General features: G+C 37.3%; 6 protein-coding genes. 5 read left to right on the top strand and 1 reads right to left on the bottom strand.

The genetic code is table 11. The features are described from left to right. Window positions 1-40 precede the first annotated feature (40 nt). Together AB674_RS11705 and AB674_RS11700 are read left to right on the top strand one after the other, a co-directional pair. On the top strand, window positions 41-1,732 hold the full coding sequence (locus tag AB674_RS11705) for an Ig-like domain-containing protein (protein WP_047776785.1): 1,692 nt from the start codon (window positions 41-43) through the stop codon (window positions 1,730-1,732). A 216-nt stretch (window positions 1,733-1,948) separates the two neighbouring features. Next, on the top strand, window positions 1,949-2,389 hold the full coding sequence (locus AB674_RS11700) for a cytochrome c oxidase assembly factor Coa1 family protein (RefSeq protein ID WP_047776783.1): 441 nt from the start codon (window positions 1,949-1,951) through the stop codon (window positions 2,387-2,389). A gap of 20 nt (window positions 2,390-2,409) precedes the next feature. Here AB674_RS11700 and AB674_RS11695 read toward each other — a convergent pair whose 3' ends face one another. Then, a complete protein-coding gene (locus AB674_RS11695) occupies window positions 2,410-3,177 on the bottom strand; it encodes a nitrilase family protein (protein ID WP_047776782.1) in 768 nt (255 codons plus the stop codon). 513 nt (window positions 3,178-3,690) lie between these two features. On the opposite strand from AB674_RS11695, the gene AB674_RS11690 reads away from it, so the two are divergent. From AB674_RS11690 to AB674_RS11675, 3 genes are all read left to right on the top strand, one after another. Further along, window positions 3,691-6,927, top strand: a complete 3,237-nt coding sequence (locus AB674_RS11690) for a SusC/RagA family TonB-linked outer membrane protein (protein WP_082210628.1) — start codon at window positions 3,691-3,693, stop codon at window positions 6,925-6,927. An 18-nt stretch (window positions 6,928-6,945) separates the two neighbouring features. After that, a complete protein-coding gene (locus tag AB674_RS11685; protein ID WP_047776780.1) occupies window positions 6,946-8,448 on the top strand; it encodes a SusD/RagB family nutrient-binding outer membrane lipoprotein in 1,503 nt (500 codons plus the stop codon). A gap of 363 nt (window positions 8,449-8,811) precedes the next feature. Beyond that, window positions 8,812-11,967, top strand: a complete 3,156-nt coding sequence (locus AB674_RS11675) for a SusC/RagA family TonB-linked outer membrane protein (RefSeq protein WP_047776778.1) — start codon at window positions 8,812-8,814, stop codon at window positions 11,965-11,967. Window positions 11,968-11,973 lie beyond the last annotated feature (6 nt).

Below are 11,973 nucleotides of genomic sequence, written 5' to 3'. Positions count from 1 at the left end.
AATATAATCGTTATTTTGTGCAATCAAATTTAAAAACGTTATGTTGAAAAACAACCTCAGATATATTTCACTTTTATTAGTCTTTTTAATGTTGAGTTGCGCCAAAAGAGGCAGTATAACGGGCGGATTAAAAGATACCCTGGCTCCCGTTTTAAAATACAGCTCACCGAAAAATTTTACGACTAATTTTACAGGAAAGGAAATCACCCTGACTTTTGACGAATACATAAAACTTAAAAACGTCAACAAACAGCTGATTATCTCGCCACCAATGAAACAAGAGCCGATAATCACACCCTCTAATGCCAGTAAATTTATAAACATAAAATTTAGAGACACCTTACAACCTAATACCACGTACAGTTTAAATTTCGGACAGAGTATAACAGACAACAACGAAGGAAATCCATACAACCAGCTGAAGTACGTTTTTTCTACGGGCAGTTATATCGATTCGCTTTCTATTAACGGAACAATCAAAGATGCCTACGAGAAAAACGTCGACAACTTTGTCTCTGTAATGCTTTACGAAGTCAACGATACTTTTAAAGACTCTGTAATTTACAAGCAAAATCCGAGATACATCACGAACACGCTGGACAGTTTACGAACTTTTAAATTAGAAAATCTAAAAGCCGGAAAATATCTTTTGGTAGCTTTAAAAGACAAGGGAAACAACAACAAATTCAACCCTAAAGAAGATAAAATCGGGTTTCTGAAAAACTACATTACAATACCAAACGATACTGTTTTTGAACTGGAATTATTCAAAGAAACCGTTCCGTTAAAAGCCTTAAAACCGATACAGGCTTCCGGAAACAGACTGTACCTCCCTTACGACGGAAAACAGAATTTCAAAAATAAAAAGCCGAAAATTGTACTTAAAAATAAGTCTGAAATTCTGGAGACGATTGTAACACAGTTTCCTAAAAAGGATTCTTTACAGGTGTGGTACAAGCCCATAAAAACCGACTCCTTATCGATGGAGATTGAAAGAGAAAATTACAAGAAGAAATTCACTTTTAAAATCAAAGACCAGAAAAAAGACACCTTAAACATAAAGGCGGTACAAAGCGGAACAATCAACTTCATTGAGCGATTTACCTTAGAGACCGAAACACCTTTGGTAAAATTTGATAAATCTAAAATCAAATTGATCAACAAGGATTCTGTTGCAGTTGATTTTACTACTGAATACGATGAATTCGATCAGAAACTCTATGTAGATTTTAAGAGAGAACCCCTGGAAAAGTACAATTTCACCTTTTTCCCGGGAGCTTTGACCGATTTTTACGAAAAAACGAACGATACTTTATCGTATAAATTAAACACAAAAGAATACGAAGATTACGCCAATCTTAAATTGAATTTACAAAATGTAAAGCGTTTTCCGATTATTGTAGAATTGATAAACAAAAAAGGAGATAAGATCATCGCGACGGAATATTCTGAAAGCAAAACCAATTTTGAATTTAATCACATAGAGCCCGATTCATTTACTATTCGTGTAATATATGATGACAATAAAAATAAAATATACGACACTGGAAACTATCTGGAAAAACAATACCCTGAAGAAATCAATTATCTACAGGAAGCTTTTGATGTGAGAAGCAACTGGGATTGGTCACAGGATTTTGACTTAAGCATTCAGTACAATCCTGAACTGGAGAAAAAAGTCGACGATAAAAAGAAAAAAGAAGAAGCAAAAAAGAAAAAGACCGCCTTCTAAGTTTTAGTTCAATAAAAGTATTCGATCAAAATAGAATGAGCTCTCAAAATAAAGATTTCGAGAGCTTATTTTTTTTTTTATAGAGAAATCGCAATTGCGTTAGAATCAATCGGATCTTTCGAAGAGAATCCCTCAATATCATTTAAGACGTTTTTCATTCCTGCTTCAACTTAAAACTTCACTAATTTTAAACTAAATTCAACAATAGACTAAAAAATGGAAAAAACAGAGAATGAATTAGTCCTAAGAAAAAGCTGGTGGAGCAGAAACTGGAAATGGTTTTTACCACTAACCCTACTATCGATCCTAAGCTTTGGATTTATTCTATCGTCAAATATTGCAGGAAATACAACTGATATCGTTCAGGCCTATTCCGATAATTCTCTTTTTGAAGATGCGATACAAAAAGCCAACACGAATCAGGAAGTTTTAAAAATTATCGGCACTATAGCACCTCTTGACCAATTGGCCATTTTAGAAGGAAACACCTCGTATTCTAAAGACCATAGTACTGTTCATTCTTCTGTTAGAATACAGGGCACCAAAACCAAAGGTAAACTGGATATCACAGCCTTCAAAAAAGGAACAGGATGGGCATACACAAAAATTGTAGTTCGCATTAAAAATTCAAAGAAAGAAATCAAAATTTTGGACTAATTCTTTAAATCTTTATTTCATTAAATCGTAATAGTGAAATCATCTCTATCACTTAAAAAATCGAGTTTTTTACGGGTTTCCAGCATTGTATTTTTATCGATTTCAACCACAAAAACACCTTCCTTTTCCTGAGGATCCAAAACAGGATTCCCGAGAAAATCTATCACTTGGGAGTGACCGACATGCTCATACTTATTAGCATCCAGGCCTACTCTGTTTACCGCAACTACATAACTTAGATTTTCGATTGCACGCGCTTTCAGCAAAGCGTCCCATGCATTTATACGAACTTTCGGCCAGTTGGCAACGTATAAAAGCAGGTCGTAATTCTCTACATTTCTAGCAAAAACCGGAAACCTCAAATCATAACAAATCTGAAGACAGATTTTCCAATCTAAATATTCGACGATTACTTTCTGGGTTCCACCGGTATAAAATTGGTTTTCTCCGGCCAGCGAAAACAAATGGCGTTTATCATACTGCTGCATTTCTCCATCCGGAAAAACAAACAACATTCTATTATAGTACTGCCCATTTTCTTCAATAACCAAACTTCCTGTAATAGCACATTTATTTTGCTTTGCTAAGGCTTGCATCCAGTGCACCGTTTCGCCTTGCATCGTTTCGGCGACTGCTTTCGCATTCATAGTAAATCCGGTCGAAAACATTTCGGGAAGCACAATCAGGTCAGCTGCATGCGCAATTCCATTGATTTTTCGCTCAAAATGATTTCGATTTTTATCAGGCTGTTCCCAATATAGGTCTGATTGAATAAGTACAATTTTCATCTTACAAAAATACCTTTTTTTAAAGCATAAAAAAACCAATCCTGCTTCCCGTTTTACAAAACCCCAACCCAAAAGGAAGAAAACCCAGTAAACATCGGATTTTTAAGAGAAAAACAACATTAACAAAAATAATATTGCAAAAATATTGCATTATTTTTGCAAAAATATCGCTTATAATGGATATAAATTATATATATTTGACCGCGAATAAAAAAAGTAACCCCTTAAAAAACATTCAATTATGAGAAAAAACACCCCGTTTATCAGGCAATACACCCGTAAAATCATTTACGAAAAATTGTAAAATATTATGCAATAAAAAAGCATAAAACAAAAATTTAACAGGTAGAACTGCTGTCTTGAGTGCTGTACTATTAAAGCACAGGCCGCATTAAACCAATAGAGAAAACACTACATTTTGTTTGTAAGAAAATCTCGAAATCAAACGAATTAAAAACGCTTTAACACCAAAACACATCAATCAACAACCCACCACTAACTAAAACCAAGATAATGAAACAAACTATTTCAATATTTATACTATTTTTTACTATGCAAATCGCAACAGGACAGGTAAAAACTGTCAAAGGAACTGTTACCGATTCTAATGGCATAACACTACCCGGAGCCACTGTGCTCCTGAAAAATGAGAAAAAAGGTGTCACCACCGACTTCGATGGTAAATTCTCTATTGAGGCAGAAAAAGGGCAAACACTTATCATTTCGTTCTTAGGACTGGAAACCGTAGCTATTCTTATCGATAACGCTGCTATCATTAATGTACAATTAAAAGAAGCTCCCGCAACAGTTCTTTCAGGAGTTGTAGTTACTGCACTTGGCATAAAAAGAGAAAGAAAAGAACTTGGTTATTCCTTTCAGGATGTAAAAGGAAAAGACCTGGCCGACAACCCGACAATAAGTGTCGCACAATCTCTGTACGGAAAAGTAGCAGGGGTAAACATCTCTCAAACCACAGGAGGTATCGGAGCCAGTTCCCGCATCGTTATAAGAGGAAACCGATCGATTAGCGGAGACAACCAACCACTTTATGTTGTCGATGGTGTTACTTTAGGAAACACCGGGTTAGCCTCAATAACAGATTCTAAATCCGCAAGATATGCCGAAGGAGCTGATAACGGAGATGGATTATCGAGTTTAAACGTGGATGACATTGAAAATATTTCTGTGTTAAAAGGAGGAGCTGCCAGTGCGCTTTATGGAGAACGTGGCGCCAATGGAGTCATTGTCATTACGACCAAAAAAGGAAAAAGAAACTCTTTAAAAGCAGAATGGAACAGCACTACTACTTTTGACAAAATCAGCACCAACTACAAAGATTTTCAAAGAGACTACGGTACAGGATCAAACGGCCTGCTTCCAAATACCAACGATATTGCAAACGGACGAAATGCCACCACCAGCGCCTGGGGACCGAAATTCGGATCAGCCGGCAACAACACAGTAAGAATCTTTGACGGATCCTACAAACCTTATCAAAACGTAAACAACAATATCAAAGACTTCTTCAGAACAGGAGTAACTGCAATCAATAGCTTTAGTCTGTCAGGAGGAGGAGATAACACCGCCTTTAGATTGAACTACTCTAATCTTGATGCTACTGATGTTATCCCTAAAAGTGCTTTAAAAAGAAACACTTTTACATTAGGTTTTAATTCGCAGATCGACAAACTTACACTAGACGCCAAATTTACCTATATTACAGAAAACACAGACAACAGACCTTCCCTATCAGACGATGCCGGTAACCTTGGATTATCAGTAGCCGCTATAGCCCCGAACATTGACCAGTCCTGGCTAAAAAACTATGAGGATGAAAACGGCATCTATTACCCATGGAATGCAGATCCAAACCGACTAAACCCATATTTTGTTTTAAACGAAAATAAAAACGAAACACAGAAAAACAGAATACTGGGTAATTTCAGCGCTACTTATGCTCTTAACAGCTGGCTAAACGCCACAGGAAGGGCAGGAATTGACCGTTTTACATTTGAAAGCTCCGATTTTGTAAATGCCGGAACGACCTGGTCACAAAGACAATCAGGATACCTGGCCAATAGTAATACTACCTTTCAGGAATACAACACAGAGGTTTTATTAAATGCTCAGAAATCATTCGGTGATTTTAATATCAATTTAGGTGCCGGTGCCAATCAACGAAATACCCAAAGAGTCATTACAGGAAATGTATTCACAAACATGATTACCAATGGTATAAACAAACAATCGAATTTTCTTTCCGGCATTCCCAGCTCCAAAATCAATGATGAAATACTGGTACGCTCCGTATACACCTACTTAAGAACTAATTACAAAAACTATTTATTCTTAGATTTCACAGGTCGTAACGACTGGAATTCAACGCTTGCCTCAGCAGTTAGCTCCTCCGGCAACAATAACTATTCGTACTTTTATCCGTCTGTATCTTCCAGTTTTATTTTTACTGATGGTTTAAACATTACCAGCGAAGTATTGACCTTTGGAAAAATAAGAGCCTCTTGGGCAGGAACTGCAAAAGCACTGGAGGCACCCTATTCAACTGCCCTCAACTATAACATACAAGCAAAGCCTTTATTAGGAAACCCAATCGGCTCAGTAGTAAACAACATTGTCCCAAACAATGCTCTAAAACCGGAATTCACCACCAGTTACGAAGCGGGAATCGATTTAGGATTCTTTAAAAACCGTTTGCAACTAGATCTATCCTACTATTACACCAAAACAAAAAATCAATTAATTGTATTAAACACTTCACAAACATCCGGTTTCGTAGGAGCAAATGCGAATGCGGGTACGGTTGAAAACAAAGGTTTTGAGGCCTTGGTAACGGCCGGTATTTTCAGAGATCCAAACGGATTCAACTGGGACATCACCCTTAACTTTGCGAAAAACGAAAACAAATTACTGGAATTAACAGACAAAACAGACCTGCAAGTAATCTCTAATGCAAGATGGGCAGGCGCACAAATTGTTGCAAAAGTAGGAGAAAGCTCTACGCAGATTTATGGGAAAAAATTTCAAAGATCACCTGACGGTCAAATCCTGATAGACGACAAGGGTAATCCTATATTAACGCAAACCCTTGAAAATTTAGGAAAAACTGCACCCGACTGGATTGGAGGGGTTATTAATGAATTCTCTTATAAAGGAATAAGTCTTAGAGCCAATTTTGACATGAAATTTGGAGGCAAAATGTATTCCATGACCAATGCTCTTGCCGCTTCTACAGGACTATCTGATGTAACTATCGAAGGAAGAGAAGAATTCAACGCATGGGTTGCCCAACAAATTGCAGCAGGAAAAACGCCAACAGAAATCGGGCAACTGGCTCCCGGCGCAGGACTTATTGTAAACGGGGTAACCGAAATTAAAGACATCAACGGCAATGTAACCGGATACCAAAACAATACTACACCGGTGAATCCTCAAACGTATTGGAGAAATCTGTACGGAGATGATACCACTCCGGAACCCTTCATCTATGACGCATCTTATGTTAAACTGAGAGAAGCTTCTATTAGTTATGACCTTCCTAAAAAATGGTTAAAAGGAACCGGATTTGACCGATTTAAATTTTCAGTGATTGGAAGAAACCTATGGACCGTTTATTCTAAAGTTCCAAACATCGATCCGGAATCTACTTATACAAACGGAAACGGTCAAGGTTTTGAATATGGTTCTCTTCCTTACAGAAGATCTTATGGCTTTAACTTACAATTATCATTCTAATCCACTAATTTGATCCAAATGAAAAAATATATACAACAGTTAACAAAATATGTACTGGGAATGATTCTGGTACTTACCACAACTAATTGTGCTGACGACGATCTTTTCAGAGAAACCAATACCAATCCGGAAACTTTCGTATCGGTAGATCCTTCAACACAATTAACCGGAATTCAAGCCGCAATGTCGGGTGGCTGGTTTGAACAATGGAGAGCAAATCTTATCTACGGAGAAGGATTTATTCAACATCTTGGCGGATCTTGGCCTGTTGCCAATTATGGTTCTTTTTTTATTGCATCCAGAGAATACCAAGAAGCGCTTTGGATTTCAAATTATGGAGGCGGGCTCGTACGTAACCTTGTTGATGTTCTGGAAAAAACCAATGGAAAACCGGAGTTCAACAATCTAAACGGAATGGCAAAAGTATTAAAAGTTATGACCTTTCAGCGCTTAACCGATTTGTATGGAGACATTCCGTATTCTGAAGCAGGTTTAGGTTATTACAAGAAAATTTTCTATCCAAAATACGACAGTCAAAAAGACATTTATACCGATTTTTTTAAAGTTTTGGATGAAGCCCAAAATCAAATGCAACCTCAATCTGTACCTACTAAAGGAGATCTGTTTTATGCCGGCGATGCAGCCAAATGGAAGAAAATGATTAGTGCATTAAGACTTCGTTGTGCCATGAGAATCTCAAAAGTAGATCCTGCTTTGGCAAAAGAACAAATCTTAAAAGCCGTTGCAAATGGCCTGTTTACAAGCAACGCCGACAATTGCTACATGAAACATGACGCAACACTTCCGGAAACGGCAGGGGCCTTGAACAACGGTAATGGAGTGTCACAGGGACTAAAAGGCAGCGGTCCTGTATACGATCACCCAACCACTACCATCCTGAACCTATTAGGAAATGATCCCCGAAAAAAAATATGGTTTCGACTAAATCCTAACGGAATTTACGAAGGAATCAATCCGAATAATTACAGATGGGATCACTTACCATCCAGCAACAACCTGTCAGAACTCCAACCTTATTTATACGAAAATAGTGCTCCGTACCTTCATTTTACTTATTCTGAAGTAATGCTTCTTCTAGCCGAAGCTTCTTTTAAAGGACTGTATACCGGAGACGCCAAAGACTATTACAAAAAAGGAATTGAAGCAGGAATCAGACAATGGTCTATATTTAAAGACGAAAGTATAATTGATAATGCAGCAATTAACACTTTTCTGGCAACCAAAAATCTTACACCCGGAAAAGAACTGGAAGAAATTGCGACGCAACAATGGTTAACATTCTTTTTAAACGGAATAGAAGCCTATACCAATTACAGACGAACTGACTTTCCAATTTTGATTAAAATTACGCGTCCTGCCTCCGGAACCAACGGAATTATGCCAACAAGAATGCCTTACCCAATAGAAGAATCCACAAGTAACAGAGACAACTATCTAGCTGCAAGTGCAAAATACAACAACAATAGTTGGTTAGCTAAAGTTTGGTGGGATGTAGATTAATTTACAAGCCTTTATAAAAATCACATACTTCCTTTTTTTATTAGTACCACTCGAAATTCACACCGAATTATGAGTGGTACTTTTTTTGAATTGCCATTGGTTTCAACCAGCGTCTATCGAACCCCTTTTCGATCAAAAAATACGATTTTTCAGCCAAAATTACTTTTTTCGCAGAAAACCATTCTGTGCAAAAATTTCTCAAAATACCACTAAAAACAACACTTCTTTTGGAATAAAAAAATACTTCAGAAAAAAAATCTGCAAAAAAAATGCATTTTATGCAAAAAAAATGCAAATTTGTAAAATAAATTTCTATATTTGATTGCCGACTAAACCAAAAAAAAACATGAAAACCAAAGTATTATGAAAACAAAGCTAATTTCATTAGTGTTTGTTGGAGGAATGATCCTCTCAGCAAATGCAAACGAGGTTGCAATTAAAAAGCACCTTATTGAACAAAAAAGCAGTCAGATTGAAATTACGGGTCAAATAAAAGGCCAAGATGACGGAATGCCTATTGCAGGAGCCACCATCGTTGCAAAAAGCAATAACAAAATAGTAACCATCACGGATGAATCCGGGAATTTTAAACTAAATGTTCCGGAAAATGAGACTGCAATTATCATCACCTATATGGGTTATGAAAGTACCGAATACAATCTGGAACGCACTACAAATATCGTTATAAGCCTAAAACCAGCTGAAAATGTTCTCGAACAAGTTTTAGTAACTGCATTAGGAGTTAAAAAAAGTAGCAAAGCCATCTCTTATGCGGTAACCGAACTTAAGGGAACCGAATTTACGAAAGCAAAAGAGACTAATATCACGAATGCTTTGGCCGGAAAAATTGCCGGTGTAAACGTTAGTGCCACTGCCACGGGCCCGACGGGATCAACGAGAGTTGTAATTCGTGGAAATGGTTCCTTAAACGGAAACAACCAACCGATGTATGTTGTCAATGATTTACCTATAGACAACACCCAACTGAACTTGCCCGGAATCGGTAACGGAGCGGGATCTCCAAGAATTAACGTAGACAGAGGAGACGGAACATCTGTTATAAATCCGGATGACATCAAAAGTATTACCGTCTTAAAAGGAGGAACAGCTGCTGCTTTGTACGGTGCAAATGCCGCAAATGGTGTTATTTTAATCCAAACCAAAAGAGGAACAGCACAAAAAGGAATCGGTGTAGAGTACAATAGCTCTTTTACTTTTGAAACTCCATCTATCAAACCGGACTGGCAATACGAATACGGATCCGGTGCTTTGGGCAAAAAACCAACAACAAAAGCCGAAGCTATAGAATTCGGACGTTGGTCCTGGGGAGCAAAAATGGACGGATCAGATGTTATTCAGTTTGATGGTGTAAAAAGACCTTACTCCCCTCAAAAAGACAACATTAAAAACTTCTACAAAACCGGAACAACTTTCATCAACTCTATCGCTTTATCGGGAGGAAGTGAAAAAGCAACGGGACGTCTTTCACTAATGAATATGGACAATGAAGGCATTGTTCCTAATTCGAGCTTTAATCGTAAAAGCGTTAACATTTCAACCAATGTAAATTTAACAGATTGGCTAAAATTTGATGTTGTAGCGCAATACAACATTGACAAAACAGACAACAGAACAACCGTTTCTGATGCCGAGGCAAACCCAAACTGGGGAACTTATATGATTGCCAACACCGTAGACATCAGAAATCTTTCTCCGGGATATGGTCCAAATGGCATTGAAACACCTTGGAACCCTGTTGCTGTGGCCACCAATCCTTACTTCGCAGTAAATCAAATAAAAAACAGCGATACCAAAAACCGTTTCATCGGAATGTTAAACGTAAAAGTAAATTTTACTCCTAACTTATTCCTTCAAGGGCGTATCGGACAAGATTTTACCAATTATGATTTCTATGGTTATATCCCAAAAACAAGTTTAAACAATCCTGTTGGATACGGACAAGGTTCAAAAGTAAAGTTGTCTAATGTCAACTCTGAAGCAATCCTTAATTATACCAAGAAAAACATTTACAATGATTTTTCTTTAAACGCTTTAATTGGTGTCAATTCCCGTACTTCTTTGAGAGACGAAATCAGAATAGACGGATCCAACTTTGTATTGGACAATTTCTATTCGCTAACAAACTTAGCTACTATAACTTACAGCTATCCTTATGGAAAAACCAAAACAAACTCGGTTTATGCAGCTGCCGATTTAGATTATAAAAATGTCGTTTTCTTAAACTTTACAGGACGTCAGGATTGGTTCTCGACTCTTTCATCAGAAAACAACACGATCTTTTACCCTTCAATTGGAACCAGTGTTATCCTATCTGATCTTGTAAAAATGCCGGAATGGATTTCGTTCTCTAAACTTAGAGCTTCCTGGGCACAAGTTGGTGGCGCTACTCCGGATCCTTACGCCTTAAATCAGTCGTATTCTATCATTCAGGGAGGACATAACGGTCAACAATTACAAGGTACAACGGGTTCAAGAGTTCCAAATTCTACTTTGAGTCCATTGACTTCCACAACGTTTGAAGTAGGAACAGATATCGGTTTTTTCAACAATCGTTTGAATCTTGATTTAGCCTGGTACAACCGCGTAACCACTAATGATATTGTTGAAACTACCATCTCTAATGCATCAGGAGCCAGAACTGCCTTATTGAATCTTGGAAAAATGAGAAATGAGGGAGTTGAAGTTTTATTAAGCGGAAAAATCATTAACTCAGAAAACTTCTCGTGGGATGCCAGTATTAATGGATCTTACAACAAAAATACTGTTGAAGCACTTGCAGATCACTTAAATTCCATCACAATGGCAACTTCTGTAAACGGATACGTTACCATAGCAAGTGATGTTGGTCGTCCTTACAGTATTATAAAAGGATACAAACCTTTAAAAGATGCCAACGGCAATACAGTTTATAATGTTAGTGCCGGTACTGCTACAGTAGCACAAGGTCCTCTGGAAGAACTAGGTCAGGGAGTTCACCCTTGGGCAGCAGGTATTAGTAATGAATTCAAATACAAATCAGTATCATTCAGCTTTTTAATTGATGGTAAATTTGGAGGAGACTTATATTCCGGTACAGATTTATACGGAACTCGTATGGGATTAACCAAAATGACTTTAGAAGGTCGTGAAAATGGATTGCCAATTTCGGGCGTAGATCCTAGTGGAAATCCGGTTAACATGGTTATTTCACCTGAAAACTTAAGAACCTACTATGACGGATTAAGAAACATCTCTTCTTATTTTGTTTACGATGCCAGTTTTGTAAAATTAAGACAAGTAATTATCGGGTATCAGCTACCAATCGAAAAGATCAAAAGCCTTTCCAGACTTCAGGGTGTTTCTGTTTCCTTTATCGCGAGAAACTTATTCATCCTTTACAAGAAAACACCAAACGTAGATCCGGAATCGGTATTTAGTGCCGGAAATGCTCAAGGTGTAGAACAATTTGGAGTACCAAGAACAAGAAGTTTTGGTTTAAGTTTAAATGTTAAATTTTAAAGTACA

Origin of the sequence: Flavobacterium sp. ABG, assembly GCF_001027725.1 — a bacterium.
Lineage (GTDB): Bacteria > Bacteroidota > Bacteroidia > Flavobacteriales > Flavobacteriaceae > Flavobacterium > Flavobacterium cupriresistens.
Note: the sequence above shows the minus strand (reverse complement) of the source record. Positions and strands in the feature narration are given on the sequence as shown.